The sequence below is a fragment of the Candidatus Accumulibacter sp. ACC007 genome, assembly GCF_907163205.1.
Classification (GTDB): domain Bacteria; phylum Pseudomonadota; class Gammaproteobacteria; order Burkholderiales; family Rhodocyclaceae; genus Accumulibacter; species Accumulibacter regalis.
In genome coordinates this window covers 114266-133196 of the sequence record NZ_CAJQUD010000009.1, presented here as the reverse complement: position 1 = coordinate 133196, position 18931 = coordinate 114266, and the positions used below count along the sequence as shown (strand labels likewise).

Here is an 18931-nt window from a genome sequence, read left to right as displayed (position 1 = left end):
TCGTTGCGAGGCGGCGCAGGGCGCCGCTTTTCCGACGCGACTTTCAGCCAGCCGGAGAGCGGCTTGAAACCATGCCGTCGCGGGAATTCCTAGCTTCCATAGTGCGTGCAACGCCACCCTAGCGCGTCGCCGCCAGGCGGTTGTTGCGCACTTCGCGGAGCACTTCGGCGAGCTGGAAGACCGACATGGCGTAGAAGCTCGAGCGGTTGTAGCGGGTGATCACGTAGAAGTTGTCGAAGCCCAGCCAGTATTCAGTCGCCTCACCCGGCGTCTCGAGATCGATCAGCGCTGCCGCGCGCTGCGGGTCATCGTCGGCGGCACTGAAGACGCCGCGTGCGAGCAGTTCCTTGACCGTCAGCTCGGGTTTGATTCCGGCCGCGATGAGTGCCGCGGGGTCGCCATTGACGCGCGCCGGCACGGCCACCGGCGCGCCTTTCTGCCAGCCGTACTGCTGCAGGTAGCGGGCGACGCTGCCGATCGCGTCGGCGGTACTGTGGCGCAGGTCGACGCGATTGTCGCCGTCGAAGTCCACCGCGTAGCGCCGCTGGCTGCTGGGCATGAACTGCGGAATGCCCATGGCGCCGGCGTAGGAGCCCTGGATGGCGAGCGGGTCGACACCATTTTCACGCGCCAGGAGGAGAAATTGTTCGAGCTCGCTGCGAAAGAATTCGGCGCGCGGCGGGTAATCGAAGGCCAGCGAGGCGAGTGCTTCAAGGACGCTGAAGTTGCCGGTGTTCTGCCCATACTCGGTTTCGACACCGATGATGGCGACGATTATTTCGGCGGGTACGCCGTAGATCGCTTCGGCGCGCTGCAGGAGCGCGCCGTTCTCGTCCCAGAAGCGCTGCCCGGCCGCTTCGCGGCGCCCGTTGACGAAGCGCGCGCGGTAGCGTTGCCACGAGCGCTGCTTGCTGGGGCTGGCCGGCGGGCGGATCAGGCGCAGGACGGTGGCGTTCGAGTGAATGGCCGCGAACTGGCTGGTCAGGTGGCTGATGTCGAAGCCGTGCTGCTCGTGCATCGTGACGATGAAGGCCTGCACCTCGGCCTGCTCGCTGAACGGGGGTCCCTGCTGGGCGTGGCCGGAGACGGGCAGCAGGGTGGTGAGCAGACCCGTGAGCAGGGCGCCGAGCAGGCCGGTGAGTGTTCTTTTCAAGAGTGTTTTCTCCTTCGCGGTGGCAGGCGGTGCACGCATTGTTGCAGGCAGCGCAGTTTATTGTCGCGACCGTCGCCGCGCGCGTAGCGCAGCTCGGCATAATAGCCCGCCGCTTCGTCGGTGAGGGCGGCAAGATCAGGTCTTTCGCGCGCCACCCGTTGCGCGAAAGCGAGCGGTCCTTCCCAGTCGGCGCGCGCGATTCCGCGGCGGTTGAGCTCGGCGCAGTATTTCCGCCAGGCGCGTTGTACGGGATCCACGGCGAGTCGTCGCGGCAGTGTCCACAGCGTGACGACGAGCAGGGCGATGCCACAGAGGACCGCCAGCGATGCGCTCATGCTGCGCCAGTCGGGGTCGCGCCAGCCGAGGCGCGAGAGCACTTCGCGCTGGCGCTGCGGATTGTAACCGAGGACCCACTGGTTCCAGCTGTTGTTGGCGGCTTCCCAGCGGTTGCGCAACTGGCGCAGCCAGTCGCTGTCGAGACGGACGAGAATCGGCAGGGGTTCGCCCAGCGGCAGGGCGGCGACGATTCCCTGCTCGATGCGCGAGGGGGCGACCGCGGCGGTCGGATCGAAGCGTACCCAGCCTTGTCCGGAGAGCCAGATTTCGGCCCACGCGTGGGCGTCGGACTGGCGCACGACGAGATAGCCGTCGACCGGGTTGAGCTCGCCGCCCTGGTAGCCGGCGACCACCCGTGCGGGAACGCCGGCGGCGCGCATCAGGAAGACGAAGGCCGAAGCGTAGTGTTCGCAGAAGCCGCGGCGAGTGCTGAAGAGAAACTCGTCCATGGCGTTGGCGCCGAGCAGGGGCGGCTGCAGCGTGTAGTAGAAATCGTCGTTGCGAAACATCGCCAGCGCCGCTTCGGCGATCTTTTCGGGCGGGCGCGCTGCCCACTCGCGGGCCAGCGCGCGGGTGCGCGGATTGATCTCGTCCGGCAGAGCCAGCGCCTGCTGCAGGATGGCCGGCGCCTCGTTTACGTTGGCCCGATAGGCGATCGCCGAGGCAAAGGAAAAGCGCGCACGCACGCGCAGCGGTTCGCGCGCCAGGGCCTGCAGCGTCGGTGCCAGCGTGCTCTCGGGCGGCAGTAGGGTGGCGACGTCGAGGGCCAGCAGCCAGCGCTGGTTGTGCGCTTCGAGGATGCTGCTGTAGGCAAGCGGCTCGCCGATGCCCTCGACGACCGGCGGCTGCCTGGTCGCGCTGGCCGGCAGCGCGCGCGCGCGCCAGGTCTGGCCGTCGTACTCGTCGAAGACCGGTCCGCGCCAGTAGAGGTCGGCTTTCTCCGGCGCTTCGCCGGCGAAGCGGCTGCGGAAGGCGATCGCCCCGGAGACGATCAGGCCGCTGATCGAACCCGGCGACATTTCGTCGGAGAGGCCGCTGAGTCCGGAGTAGGCGTCCTGCGGCAAGCCCCACAGCGGCCCGGAAACGCGTGGGAAGAGGAGGTAGAGAATGAGCATGAAGGGCAGCGCCTGGGCGAGCAGCAGGCCGGCATGGCGGAGCACGGCGGCGACCGGCTGGGGACCCCCGTGCAGCCGGATCAGGGCGCCGGTGAGCAGGCCGATGGCGGCCAGCAGCCAGGCGCCGGTGGGGATGCTCTGCGAATACAGGTAGTGGGTAAGGAGGAGAAAGTAGCCGAGCATGATGACCACCAGCGCGTCGCGCCGGCTGCTCATTTCCATCGGTTTGAGGGCCATGAAGACGACCAGCAGGGCGACCCCCGCGTCCTTCCCGAGCAGGGTGCGGAATTGCCAGGCAATGGCCGCGATGCTGCCGACGACGAGCAGCGCCAGCGCCCAGCGCGGCGGCAGCGCGCGACGTCGTTGCCATAGCCAGGCGCGCCACAGCAGCGTGCCGCCGACGAGCAGCGACAGCCACCAGGGCAGGTGCGCGAAGTGCGGCCCGGCGGTGGCCAGGGCGACGGCGAGCAGCCAGGGCACGGCGCCGTGTTCGAGCGCGGCGCTGGAGCGCTCGGCAGCGCTACTGCGGCCGCTCGTTTTCAGCTTTCTCGCCATACAGCGCCAGGGCTTGCAGGCAGCTCGCCCGGTGCGCGTCGCCCTGCCCGGCGGCGATCCGTACGCCAGGCAGGGCGAGGCCGTAGCGCGCCTGTTGTTCGTCGGCGGCGAGGACCCAGCCGGTGAGTATCGAGAGGCGTTCTTCGGCACCGCACCCGGCCGGGGTGAGCGACCAGGCCAGCCACAGTTCTTCGCTGGCGCCACCGGCGAACTGCTTGACCAAGTGGGGCTGCTCGTCCGTGCGCCGGGCGACCGCCTTCCAGGCAATGTGCCGCGTCGAGTCGCTGATCTGACGTGGCCGCAAGCCGGCAAAGTCTTCCTGTCCGTTGTCGCCGTGCAGATGATCGGCGTGCGCGGTCGGCGAGCGCGCCGGTAGCGGCGTGCGGATGGGCTGCGGATAGACTACGCACGACCAGTGCGGGTGCGGATAGCTCCAGGCACGAAAGAGTCCCAGCGGATAGCGTGTGGCCAGCGTCACCCGGCCCGGGTCGAGGCGACCACGGCGCTGGGTCGCGCAGCTGACGGCGACCGCAGCGCGTCCCTGCGCCGGCAGGTGGACGCTGCTCGCGGTTTGCCCGGCAAAGGAAAACTCGAGCGCGCGGCGCGCCTGCCGGCGCGGGTTCTCGAGTTGCAGCGGGAAGTACGCCAGATCGCCGGCGAAAACCGCTGCCACCCGCCCCGGGGTCAGGCGCAGGCCAAAGAGGTTGTAAAAGGTATGCACCATGGCCACGATGCCCAGGCCGGCGAGGAGAAAGATCAGCGCGTGGCCGAGACTCAGGTTGTAGTTGATGGCCCCGACGAGCATGACCACCAGGACCAGGGCGAAGAGGAGGCCGGCGCGCGTCGGCACGATGAAGATGCGCCGTTGGCCGAGGACGATCGGCAGCTGCTCGTCACGCGCCAGGCGAAACAGCCAGCGCTGCAGGGAGGCCAGCGCCGGCATCAGGGCAGTGGCACGGCGCGGATCAGCGCCGCGATGTCTTCTGCGCTGGCATGGTTGCCGCTGAGCAGGCGTAGCCGGTGGCGCGCCACCGAAGGCAGGACGGCCTGCACATCTTCGGGCAGGACCATCTCGCGGCCTTCGGTAAACGCCCAGGCGCGCGCTGCCGCGAGCAGTGACAGCGCGGCGCGCGGACTCAGGCCGTGCACCAGGCGGGCGTCCTGGCGGGTCGCGCCGACCAACAGCTGCAGGTAGTCGAGAACGGCGGCCGAGGCGTGCACCGCCCCCGCCTGCCCTTGCAGGGCGGCAAAATCGCCGGCGTTCAGGCGCGAAGTCAGCGTCGGCAACTGCTCGCGACGACCGCCGCTTTCAAGCAGCGCGCGTTCGGCGCCATGGTCCGGGTAGCCGAGTTCGATGCGCATGAGGAAGCGATCGAGCTGCGATTCGGGCAGGGGGAAGGTGCCAATCTGGTTCGACGGGTTCTGCGTGGCGATGACGAAGAACGGTTGCGGCAGGGGGCGCGTTTCGCCCTCGGTGGTCACCTGTCCCTCTTCCATGGCTTCGAGCAGCGCGCTCTGCGTCTTGGGCGTCGCGCGGTTGATTTCGTCGGCGAGCAGGACCTGCGCGAAGACCGGGCCGGGCAGAAAGCGGAAGTCGCCGCGCTCGCGGTCGAAAACCGAAACGCCGAGGATGTCCGCCGGCAGCATGTCGCTGGTGAACTGGACGCGTGAGAACTGGAAACCGAGCAGGCGAGCCAGGGTATGCGCCAGCGTCGTCTTGCCGACGCCAGGCAGGTCTTCGATGAGCAGATGCCCCCTGGCGAGCAGGCAGCACAGGGCCAGGCGGGTCTGTCGGCTCTTGCCGAGAATCACCTGGTTGGCGGCGGCAAGGATTTCGTCGAGCGGGGATTGTCGGGTGAGGGGTCGCATGGCTTGTCGTGGTGGCGCAATTGCGACGATAATAAACCATCATCAGATAACTTGATTTCCCGCAGATCCCGGTGCCCATGGCCAGCCCTGATTGCGGTAGAGAGGCAATAGTGACCAGTACCGCATTCATCAGCCATCGAGATTGCCAGTTGCACGACATGGGTTCGTATCATCCGGAGTGTCCGGAGCGCCTCACCGCGATCAGCGATCACATGATTGCGCAAGGTCTGGATTCGTACTTTGCCTACCACGATGCGCCGCTGGCGAGCTTTGAGCAGCTGCACCGGGTGCACTCGGCTGCGCATCTGGAACGTGTCAAGCGTGCCTCGCCCGAACTGGGCATCGTGCACCTCGACCCGGACACGGCCATGAACCGGCATACCTGGAAAGCGGCGCTGCGTGCGGCCGGGGCCGGGGTGCTGGCGGTCGATCTGGTGATGGCCGGCGAGGTACAGAACGCTTTCTGTGCGGTCCGCCCGCCCGGCCACCATGCCGAGCGCGCGGCGGCGATGGGCTTCTGCTTCTTCAACAACATCGCCGTTGCCGCGGCGCATGCGCTGGAAGCGCACAAGCTGTCGCGGGTGGCGGTCATCGATTTCGACGTGCACCATGGCAACGGCACCGAGGACTGCTTCAAGGGCGATCAGCGCGTGCTGATGGTGAGCACTTTCCAGCATCCCTTCTACCCCTACAGTGGGACCGAGAAACCGGCGTCGAACATGCTCAACGTGCCGCTCAGCCGGGACACCGACGGCGAGGAGTTCCGGAGCGTCGTCAGCGAGCTGTGGATGCCGCGCCTGCGCGAGTTTCAGCCGGAGATGATCCTCATATCGGCCGGTTTCGATGCCCACTACGAAGACGAGATGGGCGGCTTGCGGCTGCTTGAAAAGGACTACGCCTGGGTCACCGGACAGCTCACCGAACTCGCCGACGAGTGCGCACAGAGGCGGATCGTGTCGATGCTCGAGGGCGGCTATGCGCTCTCCGCGCTGGCGCGCAGCGTGGTCGCCCACCTGCGGGTGCTGGCTGATTTCTGACGCGGTTTTTTCCGGCAAGCGGTGCTTTGCACTCTCCGGTCCGAGGCCATTCCCATGGCCAAGGCGCTTGCCTTCGGGTAATATTGGAAGCTTGATTTTCCACGGCCGAATGCTTTCGGCTATTGCTCGGGCGCTCACCCATGACCATGATTACTGGATCGATCGTCGCGATCGTCACCCCCATGCACGCCGACGGCAGCCTCGACTTGCCGGCCCTGCGCCGCCTGGTCGACTTCCACGTGCACGAGGGGACGGACGCCATCGTCATCGTAGGGACGACCGGTGAGTCGCCGACGGTCAATGTCGACGAACACTGCGAACTGATAAGGCTGACCGTCGACCAGGCCGCCGGTCGCATCCCGGTGATTGCCGGCACCGGCGCCAATTCCACCGCTGAAGCCGTCGCGCTGACCCGTTTCGCCCACCAGGCAGGTGCCAACGCGGCGCTTTCGGTGGTGCCTTACTACAACAAGCCGACGCAGGAAGGCCTCTATCGCCACTTCCGGGCGGTGGCCGAAGCCGTCGATATCCCGGTCATCCTGTACAACGTGCCGGGCCGCACCGTTGCCGATCTGGGCAACGACACCGCGCTGCGCCTGGCCGAAATTCCGAATATCGTCGGCATCAAGGACGCCACCGGCAACATCGAGCGCGGGACCGACCTGATCGCCCGCGCGCCCGAGGGCTTTGCCGTGTATAGCGGCGACGACGCCAGTGCCTGTGCCCTGATCCTGATGGGCGCCCAGGGCGACATCTCGGTGGTGGCCAACGTGGCGCCACGTTTGATGCACGAGATGTGCGCCGCGGCGCTGGCCGGAAACGCCATCGTCGCGCGCGCGCTGCACGCGCGCCTGCTCGGGCTGCACCAGCAGTTGTTCTGCGAGGCGAACCCGATTCCGGTCAAGTGGGCCTGTCAGGAACTGGGCCTGATCGAGGCCGGATTGCGGCTGCCGCTGACGCCGCTATCGGCGAATTGTCACGAGCGGGTTCGTGTTGCCATGCGCCAGGCCGGCGTACTCGTCTAGATGCGGGGTTGCCAAATGCCTTCTATCGTTGTGCGCGTTCGACTGTTCGGCCTGCTCCTGGCGCCGCTGCTGCTGCTGGCCTGCAGCACGACCTTCGAGACCAAGAAGATCGACTACAAGACGGCGTCCAAGAGCCAGGTCCCGACGCTCGAAATACCGCCTGACCTGACGTCGCCGACGCGCGATGATCGTTATGCCATCCCCGACACCGGTGGCGGCAAGGGCACGGCGACCTACTCGGCGTACAGCGCCGAACGTTCGCCACAGGCGCAGGCGCAACAGAAGAGCGACGTCCTGCCGGAGGTCGACAACGCGCGCATCGAACGTGCCGGCAACGAGCGTTGGCTGGTGGTCAAGGGTTCTCCCGACAAGCTCTGGGGACCGGTCAAGGACTTCTGGCAGGAAACCGGTTTTGTCATCAAGCTCGACCTGCCCGACGCTGGCGTGATGGAGACCGACTGGGCGGAAAACCGCGCCAAGATTTCGCAGGATTTCATCCGCAACATCCTCGGCAAGGTGATCGATTCCGTTTACTCGACGGCCGAGAGAGACAAGTTCCGCACCCGTCTCGAGCCCGGCATCACCCCCGGCACGACCGACATCTTCATCAGTCATCGCGGCATGTACGAGATCTTCATTTCCGAGGGCAAGGACCAGACCAAGTGGCAGCCGCGCCCGGCCGATCCGGAGCTTGAGGCCGAGATGCTGCGTCTGCTGATGATTCGCCTGGGCAGCGACGAGAAGCGCGCTACCGCCGCCATTCAGGCGGCCAAGGAAAAACCGGTCGAGCGTGCGACCCTGTCGCGCGGCACCGACGGCGCGGGCACGCTGGACGTCGATGAATCCTTCGATCGTGCCTGGCGGCGAGTCGGCCTGGCGCTCGATCGGGTCGGCTTTACGGTCATCGATCGGGATCGTTCCCGGGGCCTGTACTTTGTTCGCTATGTCGATCCCGAAACGGACGGCGAGAAGGCGGCGGACGGCTTCTTCTCCAAGCTGAATCCGTTCAAGTCCAGTCCGACGGAGAAGCAACAGATCCAGTACCGGATTTTCATCAAGGAAGCAGGGAGCCGGTCTGCTGTCCAGGTACTGAGCCCCGAGGGGGGCGTCGACCAGTCGCCGACGGCCAAGAAAATTCTCAATCTGCTTTACGATCAGTTGAAGTGATGCGTTTCGCGTCGCTGGGCAGCGGCAGTCAGGGTAACGCCCTGATTGTCGACGCCGGCGAGACGAAGGTGATGGTCGATTGCGGTTTTTCGACGCGCGTGGCGACTGCCCGGCTGGCCAGGCTGGGCACCGCTCCCGAGCAGCTGGCGGCGATCCTGGTCACCCATGAGCATGGCGATCACCTTGGCGGTGTCTTTTCCTTTGCCCGTCGCCATCGGCTTGCCGTCTACCTCACCCACGGTACCCATGCCGCAGCTTCGCGAGGCTCGGCGTCCCTGCCCGAGTGTCGCCTGATCGACGGGCACACCGCGTTTGCCATCGATGGCCTCGAAGTGCTGCCTTTCCCGGTCCCTCACGATGCGCGCGAACCGGTGCAATACCGGTTTGGCGACGGCCAGCATCGCCTGGGCGTGCTCACCGATACCGGCTCGATCACTCCGCACGTCGTTGAAGTGCTACGCGCCTGCGACGCACTGGTGCTCGAGTGCAACCATGACCAGGCCCTGCTCGCCGCGTCGCGCTACCCGGCCGCCCTCAAACAGCGCATCGGCGGGCGATTCGGGCATCTGGAGAACGGTCAGGCGGCAGGCCTCCTGCGCCAGATCGACAGCGGCCGCCTGCAACACCTGGTCGCAGCTCACCTCAGCCAGGAGAACAATCGGCCGCAACTGGCGGTCAGTGCGCTCGCCGCAGTCCTCGGTTGCAGCGAGGACTGGATCGGCGTCGCCGACCAGGAGGGTGGCTTCGCCTGGCGGCAGTTGAGCTGAACGGACCGTGCGGCGAAGGCAGCCGGCAAGAAAAAAGCCGGCTTTCGCCGGCTTTTCTGGTGCTGCTCTGGAGGCACAGCAATTACTTCTTCATTGCGTCCTTGGCAGCATCGGCAGCGCCGCCAACTTCCTTGGCCTTGTCCATGGCCGCGTCGGTCGCCGTCTTGCTGGCGTCCGCAGGAGCGGCGGCAGCGTCGGCAGCAGGAGCGGCGGCCGGTGCGGCAGCGGGTTCGGCAGCCGGAGCGGCAGCCGGAGCGGCGGCAGGAGCGGCGGCAGGAGCAGGAGCGGCGGCAGGAGCGGCCGCAGGAGTGGGCTCCGGAACTGCGACAGGCTTGGCTTCTTCTTTCTTGCCACAGGCGGTAACGGCGAGGGCGAGCAGGGCGGCAAGCAGTAGTGAACGATTCATGGTGGGGTTCCTTATCGACGGTGAAAGGGCATATAACGCGCCAAAATAAAAATGGTTGACCGAAGTGCACATCGGCCAAGGCGTTATTTTAACACCGCTTGCCACCATGGGCTGGCAGAACATTGTGCGCCGCACTATGTTTTTGGAGGGTGCCGGTTCGCCGCCTGCGGGTGCCGACGAAGGTGCCAGGGATCAGCGATTACCGGATGTTCAGTGGCTCGTCGAATGCAGGTAGAAGGGGTCGATCCAGCCAAACGCGAAGGCAAAGAAGACGACGGTCACCAGCAGCAGGACCAGTCCGAGCAGGCTACCCAGGATCATCTGGTCCGTAAATAGCCGCCTTGTCCAGCCCCTCAGGCCGAGATAGTCAGCGAAGGACACGGCGCGGCGGGCGCCGCCGCCATCGTCGGGTTCGGTCTTGGCAACGAAGCGCAAGCCGCAGGCGCGGCAACGAAACGGGGCTTCGTTCTTGAAGCGCAGCGCCATTCCTTCCTGCGGGCCGCTACGTCTTGAACGGCGGATGTCTTCGGCGTTACAGCTAGGGCATTTCATGATTGAACGCAAGACTCCGATCGGTGATTTGAGTCCCCACAAGGGGGATCAAAGGGTGGTAGAAACCAGCGAGCCTGATAGGGTCAATTTTAACAAACTTACGGGTGGGAGTCCGTGCCTATTGTCACGCTTCAGGCTGAACAGGCGGCGGCCTGACGTCGGAGCCGCGGTGCCGAGGTGCTACACTCCCCTGCATGCGCCTGTCTCCACTCCTTGCGGCAATACTTGCCACGACTGTCTTCAATGCCACTGCGCGGGATCTTGCCGTTGGCGGTGCGCTGATCGTCGGGCCTTGGTACTCACCTTACGGCGCCGCCTTCCCGCCGTCGCTTGCCTACGACCCGTGGGGACGTTGCCTGATTCCGAACTGCGCGGATTACGAGCAGGTGCGCCGTTTCCTCGAGCGCTACGAGCGCAACTACGGCGGACGTTTTGCGCCGAACCCTCCGCCCGTGGAGTTTTCGCCGCTGCCCCGTGACGTGGCACCAACGCCCGAAGCGCACATTCAGCCGCGCTACCGTGACGCGAGTCAGATTCGCCCCGAGTTTGAAAACGCCGGGCAGCAACTCGAGCCGGGTTCCGCGCCGGTCAGAGCTGCTCGCTGACCCCGGCCGACGCGAAGCTGGCCATTTCGTTGACGAAAGCAGCTGCGGCACGGACCAGCGGCCAGGCCAGCGCGGCACCGGTTCCTTCGCCAAGGCGCAGCCCGAGATCGAGCAGGGGTTCGCCGCGCAGGGCGCGCAACTGCGCCTGATGCCCGGGCTCGGCCGAGCGGTGACAAAAAATGCAATAGTCGCCAATCGACGGGGCGATGGCGGTGGCGGCCAGCAGGGCCGAAGTGACGATGAAGCCGTCGATCAGCAGCAGCATGCCGCGCTCGGCAGCGGCGAGCATGGCGCCGCTCATCATGGCGATTTCGAAGCCGCCGAACTCGGCGAGCACGCGCCGGGCCGGCGCATCGGGGGCCAGCGCGGCACGCCCGGCCGCCTGTGCGAGCAGCGCCTGTTTGCGCGCCAGTCCGGCGTTATCGAGGCCGGTGCCGCGGCCGACGCAGTCGGCGAGAGGCGTGCCGGTGAACTGATGCGTGAGCAGTGCTGCGGCGGCGGTGTTGCCAATTCCCATTTCGCCGAAAGCGATCACCCGGCAGCCCTGGTCGGCAAGCTGGCGGGCGATCGCTGCGCCACGCGCCATGGCCGCCTGGCAGTCGTCGTCGCTCATTGCCGCCTGTTCGATGAAGTTGTTCGTGCCGAAGGCGATCTTGGCGTCGACCAGACCGGCGCGGACGCCGAAGTCGTGCGCGACACCGGCATCGATCACCTGCAGCTGCAAGCCGTTCTGGCGAGCGAAGACATTGATCGCTGCGCCGCCGGCGAGGAAGTTTTCGACCATCTGCCAGGTCACTTCCTGCGGGTACGCCGAAACGCCGGCACGGGCTGCGCCATGGTCGCCGGCGAAGACCAGCAGATGCGCTTGCCCGAGGGTCGGCGTCAGCGATCGCTGCACCTGGCCGATCTGCAGCGCCAGGCGCTCGAGCTGGCCGAGCGAGCCTGCGGGTTTGGTCTTGCCGTCGATGCGCGCTTGCAGTGCGGGGAAGGGGGCTGTCGGCGGGATGGAGAATTGCATGGTCGGGCGAGCCTCGGCAAAGGGCCGAGTATAGCCGCTACCTGGCCATGCTAATCTTGGCGGCATGCGAGAACTGATCATTGGCGGTGCCCGTTCGGGCAAGAGTGCCCTGGCCGAGCGCCGGGCAAGCGAGGGTGGCCTGCAGGTGGTCTACCTGGCGACAGCGCAAGCGCTCGACGGCGAAATGGCACGGCGCATCGCTCACCATCGCCAGCGCCGCAGTGCCGACTGGGGCCTGGTCGAGGAACCCATCGACCTGGCGGGCGCCCTGCGCAGACACGCTGCGCCCGGCGTCTGCCTGCTCGTCGATTGCCTGACGCTGTGGCTGTCGAACCTGCTCTTTGCCGGCGCCGCCGCGCGCCAGGTCGAGGCCGGCGCGAGCGTTGACTGCCCGCTCCTCGCTGGCGCGACGGTGGCCTTGATCGAGACGCTGCCGCAACTGCCGGGGCAGATCATTCTGGTCAGCAACGAGGTCGGCTGGGGTGGCGTGCCGATGGCGGCGCTGGCGCGACTGTTTGCCGACGAGCAGGGCCGGCTGAACCAGCGGGTGGCGGCGGTGTGTGACCGGGTGACGCTGGTGGTTGCCGGTTTGCCGCTGACCCTGCGCTGATCGGTGCTGCCCTGCGCGGCGCTTGGGGTCGCCCCCGGCGTACGTTCACGCTGTTCTCGACCAGGGTGATGAGTGTTATTCTTGCAGTTGTCAGACAACTTGTCTGGCGCGTCTGCCAAGTGAGGAGCACCGAGCAATGTACAAACGAATCATGGTCGCCCTGGACCAGAGTTTCATGACCGACAGGGTGCTGGAAACGGCGATCGAACTGGCCAAGAGCGTTGGCGCGCAGGTGGCGATCTGCCACGCGATTGACGAAACCGTGCTCGCCCAACGTGACGTGGCGATGATGCTGCCGAACAGTGTCGGCAAGACCGAAGCGCGCCTGCGCATGGGCGCGGAAGGCTTTCTCGGCAAGGCTGCCGAAAAGGTGCGCGCGGCCGGAATCGACGTCGAGATCAAGGTCGTCGAATCGGAGAGGCTGCACGTTTCGGACATGCTCATCGAAGCGGCGGCCGAATGGCACGCCGATTTGCTGATCGTCGGAACGCACGGCCGTCGCGGCGTCGAGCGCTTCTTCGTCGGCAGCGTCGCCGAGCGCCTGGTACGCAAGGGGCGCCGGTCGCTGCTCCTGGTGCGCGGCGAAGATCCGGTCGATTAAGACGGCGCGTCGACAGGGGCAGCGAGCTGACCCGTGCGCGGCAGGGGAACGAGCGCTTGCGCGGGTAGCCACGCCGCCAGCTGACGCAGATTGAGATGCGCTTCGACGGCGTCGGCGAGGCGATCGATGTCGGCTTCCCGGCGCTGCCGGGCATCGAATTCGTGTCTTGGCCGGTGGCCTGCCCAGGTGAGCAGCGCGGTCAGTGCGGATGGCGAGTCGAACAGGCCGTGGCAGTAGGTGGCCAGAATCTGGCCATCGGCCGACAGCGCGCCGTCCGGCTGGCCGGCGAGCCGCAGTGCCGGCGTCGCCAGCGCAGCGCCCTGCGTGACCCCCATGTGGATACGGTAACCGCTGACGCTCGCCGCCCCCGGGAGCAGCAGTTCGCCGCTGACGTTGAGCAGCGTTTTTTCGCTGGCCAGCCGCGTTTCGTAGTCCAGCCAGCCAAGTCCCGGCGTGCTCCCTGGATGGCCTTCGAGTCCGAGCGGATCGTGCAATTGGCGGCCGAGCATCTGCAGGCCGCCGCAGATGCCGACCAGCTTGCCGCCGTAGCGCAGATGCCGCCGGATCGCTTCCTCCCAACCCTGCGCGCGTAGCCAGGCGAGGTCGGACTGGACCGCTTTCGACCCGGGCAGGACGATCAGGTCGCAGGCCGGCGCCGTCTCGTTGGGGCCGACGAAGCGAAAATCGACTTCCGGGTGGAAGCGCAGCGGGTCGAGGTCGTTGTGGTTCGCAATGCGCGGGTACACCGGCGCGACGACGCGAAGCGCTGCATCCTCCTTGCGCAGGGCCTCGCGTGGCAGTGCGTCTTCGGCGTCGAGGTAGAGGCCGTGCAGATACGGCAGGACGCCGAGAACCGGCTTGCCGGTGCGTTCCTCGAGCCAGCGCAGGCCGCTTTCGAGCAGGCCGATGTCGCCACGGAAGCGGTTGATGACGAAGCCCTTGACGCGCGCCTGCTCGGATGCCGAGAGCAGGTCGAGGGTGCCGCACAGATGCGCGAAGACGCCGCCGCGATCGATGTCGGCGATCAGGATTACCGGACAATCGACGGCTTCGGCAAAACCCATGTTGGCGATGTCGCGGTCACGCAGGTTGATCTCTGCCGGGCTGCCGGCACCCTCGACGAGCAGGCACTCGTATTGCGCGGCGAGGCGCTGCCACGACGCGAGTACGGCCTGCATCGCGCGCGGCTTGTAGGCGTGGTAGTCGCGCGCATCGAGGTCGGTCAGGGCCTTGCCGTGGATGATCACCTGCGCCTTGGTGTCGGTCGCCGGCTTGAGCAGTACGGGGTTGAAGTCGGAGTGCGTCGGCACGCCGGCTGCCTGCGCTTGCAGCGCCTGCGCGCGTCCGATCTCGCCGCCATCGACGGTGACGGCCGAGTTGAGGGCCATGTTCTGCGGCTTGAAGGGCGCGACACGGACCCCGCGGCGGTGCAGGATGCGGCACAGGGCAGCGACCAGCGTCGTCTTGCCGGAGTCGGAAGTGCAGCCCTGCACCATCAGGCTGGGGGTGCGGCGGTCGTTCATCGTAGAATCCGGGGTTTCGTTGCCGCGATTCTCTCATGCCGACCGTGTCCTCCTCAGCATTCCTCGCCGATCAGGTGCCGGCCGCGCTCTTTCTGCCGCTCGCTGCGCTCGCCGCTGCCGGACTCGATCGACTGCTCGGCGAGCCGCGGTGCTGGCATCCGCTGGTCGGTTTCGGCGCCGTGGCCAACGCCGTCGAGCGCGCCGCGAACCGGGGTGGCGGGCGCCGCCTGCGCGGTCTGCTGGCCTGGTCCCTGCTGGTCCTGCCGCTGTTCGTTCTGGCACTGGGGCTGATTCCGGAGGGCCTGTCCGGCTGGCTGCTGCACGTGCTGCTGCTCACCCTGGCGCTGGGCGGTCGCAGTCTCGGCGAGCACGCCAGCCGCGTTGCCGACGATCTGGCGAGCGGCCATCTGGCGCAGGCACGCGAGCACGTCGGCTGGCTGGTTTCGCGACAAACCGAAGACCTTGATGCTGCCGGTGTGGCCAGCGCTTGCGTCGAGTCGACGCTGGAAAACGGGAACGACGCCATTTTCGGGGCGCTGTTCTGGTTTGCCCTGCTCGGGGGCCCGGGCGCCTTGCTTTTTCGTCTGGCCAATACGCTGGACGCCATGTGGGGTTACCGCAGCCCGCGCTTTGCCGATTTCGGCTGGGCGGCGGCACGTCTCGACGACCTGCTCAACTACGTCCCGGCGCGCCTGACCGCGCTCTCGTACGCGCTCTGTGGCCGTACGCGCAGCGCGCTGTGCTGCTGGCACGCACAGGCGGCGAGCTGGAAAAGTCCCAACGCCGGCCCGGTGATGGCCGCCGGCGCGGGCAGCCTGGGTCTCGCGCTCGGCGGGCCGGCCTGCTATCACGGCCGGATCGAGCAGCGCCCGCCGCTTGGCGAAGGCCGGCGGCCGGCCGCCGAGGATATTGCCCGGGCGCTGACGCTCTTGCGTCGCAGCGTCGTGCTGTGGTTGTCGCTGCTCGTTTGCTGGGGCCTGGCGCGTGCTTGAACACGGTGGCCGGCTGCGCGCCGCGGCAGGGCGGTATGCGGCTTTCGGCCACTGGACGCTGGCTGACTGGCTCGACCTGTCGACGGGAATCAACCCGCGTGCCTACCCGGTACCGGCGATCGAGGCGCGCTGCTGGCAACGCCTGCCCGAGGACGACGACGGCCTGGACGTCGTTGCCGCTGCGTACTACGGCAGCGCGCGATTGCTCGCGCTACCCGGCTCGCAGCTGGCCATCCAGCACCTGCCGGCGCTGTTCGCGCCACTGGCCGTGGCGTGCATGACGCCGATCTACGAAGAACATGCGCAGGCCTGGCAACGCGCCGGCCACAGGCTGCGCCGCCTGGAGAACGTTTCGCTGACCCGCGCTCTCGCCGTGGCAACGCCGATGATCGTGCTCTGCAACCCCAACAACCCGAACGGCCGGCGTTTCCCGGCCGCCGATCTGCTCGCCGCGGCACGGCAACTGCAGCGGCGCGGCGGCTGGCTGGTCGTCGACGAAGCCTTCGGCGATGCCGAACCGGAGAACTGCCTGGCCGCGGTGGCGGGTGGCGCCGAGGCGCCGAACCTGATCGTCCTGCGTTCGCTTGGCAAGTTCTTCGGCCTGGCCGGTGCGCGCGTCGGCTTTGTCTTCGCTGCCGACGACAAGCTGGCGCGGCTGCGTGCAGCGATCGGTCCCTGGCCGTTGTCCGGGCCGGCCCGTGCCGTGGCCAGCCAGGCCCTGGCCGATCGTCGCTGGCAGATGCACACCCGCCATGAGCTGACCGCTGCTGCGGCACGCTTGCAGGCGCTCCTGCAGCCGTTCGGCGAGGTCAGCGGCACGGCCCTGTTCGTCAGCCTGGCGACGCCGCACGCGGCGTCCCTTTTTGAACACCTGGCGCGCCAGGCCATTCTCACCCGGGTTTTTCCGGCGCACGCGCTGCTGCGCTGCGGCTTGCCGGGTAGCGAGAGCGAATGGCTGCGCCTGGCCGCCGCCCTGTCCGCCTGGAGGCCTTGAATTGTCTGCTGCGTTGCTCCGCTTCTCCCTTGCCGGCTGCCTGCTCGGTGCGGTGGCTCTCCTGCACGCCGAGGGCCAGGCGGTGGAAGTGGTCGACGACGCCGGCAGCAGGCTGCGCCTGGCCCAGCCGGCCAGGCGCATCATCAGTCTGGCGCCGCATCTCACCGAAACGCTGTTTGCCGCCGGTGCCGGCGAGCGTGTCGTCGGCAGCGTCGAGTACAGCAACTATCCGCCGGCGGCGGCGACGATTGCCCGCGTTGGCAGTTACGCGCAGATCGACCTCGAACGCGTCATCGCATTGCGCCCGGACCTGATCATCGGCTGGCAGAGCGGTAACGCTGCTGCGCATCTCGACCGCTTGCGGGCGCTCGGTTTCCCGGTCTATGTCTCGCAGCCGGATCGTATCGACGACGTGGCCAGCGAGATCGAGCGCCTTGGCGTTCTGGCCGGCAGCAGCGCGGTCGCCGACCGGGCCGCCGCCAGCTTTCGCCAGCGCCTGGCGGCGCTGCAGAAACGCTATGGCCAGCGGCCGCCGGTGCCCACCTTCTACCAGATCTGGAAGCAGCCCTTGATGACCGTCGGCCGCCGCCAGATCATCTCCGACGTCATCCGCCTTTGCGGCGGCGACAACGTTTTTGCCAGCCTCGAGACGATGGCCCCGACGGTGACCGTCGAAGCGATCATTGCCGCCAATCCGGAAGCGATCGTCGCCAGCGGCATGGGTGACTCGCGCCCCGAATGGCTCGACGACTGGCGGCGCTGGACATCGATCGAGGCGGTTGCCCGCGACAATCTGTTCTTCGTCCCGCCCGACCTGATCCAGCGTCACACGCCGCGCCTGCTGGATGGCGCCGAACTGCTCTGCCAGCATCTCGAAACGGCGCGTCGCCGGCGGCCGAAAAAGTGAGCGCCTGCCACCTTTCCCTGCGCACTCGATGCCCTGCCGCGCCGGCCGGGCGTCCTCCCTTTAGCGAGTAGAAATGAAGCGTTTTCTTTCCGCCGTTGCCGCCCGCCTCCTCGAAACGCGCAGCACGCTGCTCGTGCTTCTCGTCTGCGCCGCCTGGTTGGCGATGCTGGCCGGGGCCAGATCGCTGATGTTGCCCGACGAGGGGCGCTACATCGGCGTCGCCTGGGCGATGCTCAGGAGTGGCGACTGGCTGACGCCGACGCTCGACGGACTGCCGTATTTCCACAAACCGCCACTGTTCTACTGGCTGACCGGACTGGCCCTGCAGCTCTTCGGGGTCAACGAATGGGCGGGTCGCCTGGCGTCCGTCTTCGGCGCCCTGCTGGCCGTCGGCGGGCTGTTTCTCTTTGTCAGGCGCTACGCCGGGGAGCGCCCGGCGACGCTGGCTGCGGCGGTGCTGGTGACCCAGCCGATGTTCTTCGCCGGCGCCCAGTACGCCAACCTCGACATGCTCGTCGCGGGGATGATTTCGGCGACCATCGTCTGCGCGGCGCACGCCATTCTGCGCCTGGACAGTGGCCGCTCGTATCGACCCGCACTGGCCGCGGCCTACGTTTTCGCGGCCCTGGGTGTCCTCGCCAAGGGCTTGATCGGTATTGTCCTTCCCGGCGCGATCGTGCTCGCCTGGCTGCTGTTGCGCAGGCGCTACCGTCTGATCCCGGCGCTGCTGGCGCTGCCGATGATCGGCCTGTTCGTCGCCGTCGCCGCACCGTGGTTCGTCTGGATGCAGATTTCGTACCACGGTTTCTGGGACTACTTCTTTGTCTATCATCATTTCCAGCGCTTTGCGCACACCGGCTTCAGCAACGCGCAGCCGTTCTGGTTCTACCTTCCCGTTCTTTTTCTCGGCACGCTGCCGTGGGCGCCGTGGATCTGGCGCGCCTGCGCGTGGAAATACCTGGTGGACCCGGAGAAAGTCGAGATTCGCAGCCTGATGCTGGTGTGGATGCTGGGAATTCTCGTTTTTTTCTCGCTGCCGAATTCGAAACTCGTCGGCTACATCCTTCCGGCGCTGCCGCCGCTGGCCTTCCTGATCGCCGACGGGTTTCTCGACTGGCGGCAAAAGCGGCAGGCGGAGAGAGCGGCGAAGGCGGAGATACGCGAGCAAGGCGCCGACGCTTCGCTCTATCTCGGCGCCAGTCTGGTCGGCGGCGGCGTCCTGTGCGTCGTGCTCATTATTCTGGTGGCGGTGTTAGATTCGACTTCGACGCGCAGCCTGAGCAGGCAGGTGGCTCCCTTGTACAGCCCCGACGCGCAGATGGTGATGATCGACGAGTACGAGTATGACCTGCCGTTCTACCTGCGACCGGAGAAAGACGTCTGGGTGGTCAGCGACTGGCAGGATACGGCGGCCATTGCGGCCCGCGACAACTGGCGCAAGGAACTCTACGACGCCGGCCAGTTCGACAGCGCAAAAATGCGCGAAGTGCTGCTTATGCCCGGCGAGTTCGTGGCGCGATTGTGCGCCTACACGGGAGCTTCATTGTGGGTGTGGGGGAAAACCGCGCAGGCGCAGCACTACTCTTTCCTCCCCGAGGAGGCGATCGCTTTTGCCAATCCCAGACGGACCGTCTGGCGGCTCGACGCCGAACAGCGTCGGCGGCTCCAGGATTGCCAGCCGACGACGCCCGCTGGCTGA

General features: G+C 67.0%; 19 protein-coding genes. 11 read left to right on the top strand and 8 right to left on the bottom strand.

All coding sequences use genetic code 11. The annotated features are described in order from the left end of the window. Positions 1 to 118 precede the first annotated feature (118 nt). The 4 genes from mltB to QZ634_RS18300 are packed head-to-tail and all read right to left on the bottom strand — an operon-like array spanning position 119 to position 5028. Complete coding sequence (mltB, locus tag QZ634_RS18315) at positions 119 to 1153, bottom strand: lytic murein transglycosylase B (RefSeq protein ID WP_291990912.1); 1035 nt, start codon at positions 1151 to 1153, stop codon at positions 119 to 121. Next, positions 1150 to 3159 (bottom strand): DUF3488 and transglutaminase-like domain-containing protein, encoded by a 2010-nt coding sequence (locus QZ634_RS18310; RefSeq protein WP_291990910.1) that lies wholly within the window; start codon positions 3157 to 3159, stop codon positions 1150 to 1152. Before QZ634_RS18310 ends, mltB begins: the two co-directional genes overlap by 4 nt. After that, entirely contained in the window at positions 3125 to 4102 is a 978-nt protein-coding gene (locus tag QZ634_RS18305; protein WP_291990908.1) for a DUF58 domain-containing protein, read from the bottom strand. Before QZ634_RS18305 ends, QZ634_RS18310 begins: the two co-directional genes overlap by 35 nt. After that, positions 4102 to 5028 (bottom strand): AAA family ATPase, encoded by a 927-nt coding sequence (locus QZ634_RS18300; protein WP_291990906.1) that lies wholly within the window; start codon positions 5026 to 5028, stop codon positions 4102 to 4104. Before QZ634_RS18300 ends, QZ634_RS18305 begins: the two co-directional genes overlap by 1 nt. 110 nt (positions 5029 to 5138) lie before the next feature. Between QZ634_RS18300 and QZ634_RS18295 the strand changes: the two genes are divergently transcribed. From QZ634_RS18295 to QZ634_RS18280, 4 genes are all read left to right on the top strand, one after another. Then, positions 5139 to 6065: a histone deacetylase family protein gene (locus tag QZ634_RS18295; protein WP_291990904.1), complete on the top strand. Its 927-nt coding sequence runs from the start codon at positions 5139 to 5141 to the stop codon at positions 6063 to 6065. A 146-nt stretch (positions 6066 to 6211) separates the two neighbouring features. Further along, positions 6212 to 7090: a 4-hydroxy-tetrahydrodipicolinate synthase gene (dapA, locus tag QZ634_RS18290; RefSeq protein ID WP_291991090.1), complete on the top strand. Its 879-nt coding sequence runs from the start codon at positions 6212 to 6214 to the stop codon at positions 7088 to 7090. A gap of 15 nt (positions 7091 to 7105) precedes the next feature. Further along, positions 7106 to 8257 carry an outer membrane protein assembly factor BamC gene (bamC, locus tag QZ634_RS18285; RefSeq protein WP_291990902.1) on the top strand — a complete coding sequence of 384 codons (1152 nt, stop codon included), beginning with the start codon at positions 7106 to 7108 and terminating at the stop codon, positions 8255 to 8257. Beyond that, on the top strand, positions 8257 to 9024 hold the full coding sequence (locus QZ634_RS18280) for an MBL fold metallo-hydrolase (protein ID WP_291991089.1): 768 nt from the start codon (positions 8257 to 8259) through the stop codon (positions 9022 to 9024). Before bamC ends, QZ634_RS18280 begins: the two co-directional genes overlap by 1 nt. 82 nt (positions 9025 to 9106) lie before the next feature. Here the strand turns inward: QZ634_RS18280 and QZ634_RS18275 are convergent, their stop codons facing one another. Continuing rightward, positions 9107 to 9430, bottom strand: a complete 324-nt coding sequence (locus QZ634_RS18275) for a hypothetical protein (protein ID WP_291990900.1) — start codon at positions 9428 to 9430, stop codon at positions 9107 to 9109. Between the two features lie 210 nt (positions 9431 to 9640). After that, on the bottom strand, positions 9641 to 9982 hold the full coding sequence (locus QZ634_RS18270; protein ID WP_291990898.1) for a hypothetical protein: 342 nt from the start codon (positions 9980 to 9982) through the stop codon (positions 9641 to 9643). A 194-nt stretch (positions 9983 to 10176) separates the two neighbouring features. On the opposite strand from QZ634_RS18270, the gene QZ634_RS18265 reads away from it, so the two are divergent. Then, positions 10177 to 10587, top strand: a complete 411-nt coding sequence (locus tag QZ634_RS18265; protein WP_291990896.1) for a hypothetical protein — start codon at positions 10177 to 10179, stop codon at positions 10585 to 10587. Here QZ634_RS18265 and cobT read toward each other — a convergent pair. Then, positions 10571 to 11605: a nicotinate-nucleotide--dimethylbenzimidazole phosphoribosyltransferase gene (gene cobT / locus QZ634_RS18260; protein WP_291990894.1), complete on the bottom strand. Its 1035-nt coding sequence runs from the start codon at positions 11603 to 11605 to the stop codon at positions 10571 to 10573. The genes QZ634_RS18265 and cobT overlap by 17 nt on opposite strands. A 64-nt stretch (positions 11606 to 11669) precedes the next feature. Between cobT and cobU the strand changes: the two genes are divergently transcribed. After that, the gene (gene cobU / locus QZ634_RS18255; protein ID WP_291990892.1) at positions 11670 to 12215 is read left to right on the top strand and encodes a bifunctional adenosylcobinamide kinase/adenosylcobinamide-phosphate guanylyltransferase; all 546 of its coding nucleotides are present in this window, start codon (positions 11670 to 11672) and stop codon (positions 12213 to 12215) included. Positions 12216 to 12351: 136 nt separating this feature from the next. After that, positions 12352 to 12816: a universal stress protein gene (locus QZ634_RS18250; protein WP_291990891.1), complete on the top strand. Its 465-nt coding sequence runs from the start codon at positions 12352 to 12354 to the stop codon at positions 12814 to 12816. Here the strand turns inward: QZ634_RS18250 and QZ634_RS18245 are convergent. After that, complete coding sequence (locus QZ634_RS18245) at positions 12813 to 14339, bottom strand: cobyric acid synthase (RefSeq protein ID WP_291990889.1); 1527 nt, start codon at positions 14337 to 14339, stop codon at positions 12813 to 12815. The genes QZ634_RS18250 and QZ634_RS18245 overlap by 4 nt on opposite strands. A gap of 35 nt (positions 14340 to 14374) precedes the next feature. Between QZ634_RS18245 and cbiB the strand changes: the two genes are divergently transcribed. The 4 genes from cbiB to QZ634_RS18225 all read left to right on the top strand — a co-directional run bounded on the left by cbiB (position 14375) and on the right by QZ634_RS18225 (position 18931). Next, a complete protein-coding gene (gene cbiB / locus QZ634_RS18240) occupies positions 14375 to 15331 on the top strand; it encodes an adenosylcobinamide-phosphate synthase CbiB (protein ID WP_291990887.1) in 957 nt (318 codons plus the stop codon). Further along, a complete protein-coding gene (gene cobD, locus QZ634_RS18235; protein ID WP_291990885.1) occupies positions 15324 to 16325 on the top strand; it encodes a threonine-phosphate decarboxylase CobD in 1002 nt (333 codons plus the stop codon). The genes cbiB and cobD overlap by 8 nt, the downstream gene beginning before the upstream one ends. 40 nt (positions 16326 to 16365) lie before the next feature. After that, positions 16366 to 17232 carry a cobalamin-binding protein gene (locus QZ634_RS18230; RefSeq protein ID WP_291991088.1) on the top strand — a complete coding sequence of 289 codons (867 nt, stop codon included), beginning with the start codon at positions 16366 to 16368 and terminating at the stop codon, positions 17230 to 17232. A 73-nt stretch (positions 17233 to 17305) separates the two neighbouring features. Then, entirely contained in the window at positions 17306 to 18931 is a 1626-nt protein-coding gene (locus QZ634_RS18225; protein WP_291990883.1) for a glycosyltransferase family 39 protein, read from the top strand.

What these genes read in the sequence shown, in the direction of transcription:
- QZ634_RS18310 (WP_291990910.1), bottom strand. Translation starts at nt 3,159, where the DNA reads ATGGCGAGAAAGCTGAAAACGAGCGGCCGCAGTAGCGCTGCCGAGCGC.
- QZ634_RS18305 (WP_291990908.1), bottom strand. Translation starts at nt 4,102, where the DNA reads ATGCCGGCGCTGGCCTCCCTGCAGCGCTGGCTGTTTCGCCTGGCGCGT.
- QZ634_RS18300 (WP_291990906.1), bottom strand. Translation starts at nt 5,028, where the DNA reads ATGCGACCCCTCACCCGACAATCCCCGCTCGACGAAATCCTTGCCGCC.
- dapA (WP_291991090.1), top strand. Translation starts at nt 6,212, where the DNA reads ATGATTACTGGATCGATCGTCGCGATCGTCACCCCCATGCACGCCGAC.
- bamC (WP_291990902.1), top strand. Translation starts at nt 7,106, where the DNA reads ATGCCTTCTATCGTTGTGCGCGTTCGACTGTTCGGCCTGCTCCTGGCG.
- QZ634_RS18280 (WP_291991089.1), top strand. Translation starts at nt 8,257, where the DNA reads ATGCGTTTCGCGTCGCTGGGCAGCGGCAGTCAGGGTAACGCCCTGATT.
- QZ634_RS18275 (WP_291990900.1), bottom strand. Translation starts at nt 9,430, where the DNA reads ATGAATCGTTCACTACTGCTTGCCGCCCTGCTCGCCCTCGCCGTTACC.
- QZ634_RS18270 (WP_291990898.1), bottom strand. Translation starts at nt 9,982, where the DNA reads ATGAAATGCCCTAGCTGTAACGCCGAAGACATCCGCCGTTCAAGACGT.
- QZ634_RS18265 (WP_291990896.1), top strand. Translation starts at nt 10,177, where the DNA reads ATGCGCCTGTCTCCACTCCTTGCGGCAATACTTGCCACGACTGTCTTC.
- cobT (WP_291990894.1), bottom strand. Translation starts at nt 11,605, where the DNA reads ATGCAATTCTCCATCCCGCCGACAGCCCCCTTCCCCGCACTGCAAGCG.
- cobU (WP_291990892.1), top strand. Translation starts at nt 11,670, where the DNA reads ATGCGAGAACTGATCATTGGCGGTGCCCGTTCGGGCAAGAGTGCCCTG.
- QZ634_RS18250 (WP_291990891.1), top strand. Translation starts at nt 12,352, where the DNA reads ATGTACAAACGAATCATGGTCGCCCTGGACCAGAGTTTCATGACCGAC.
- QZ634_RS18245 (WP_291990889.1), bottom strand. Translation starts at nt 14,339, where the DNA reads ATGAACGACCGCCGCACCCCCAGCCTGATGGTGCAGGGCTGCACTTCC.
- cbiB (WP_291990887.1), top strand. Translation starts at nt 14,375, where the DNA reads ATGCCGACCGTGTCCTCCTCAGCATTCCTCGCCGATCAGGTGCCGGCC.
- QZ634_RS18225 (WP_291990883.1), top strand. Translation starts at nt 17,306, where the DNA reads ATGAAGCGTTTTCTTTCCGCCGTTGCCGCCCGCCTCCTCGAAACGCGC.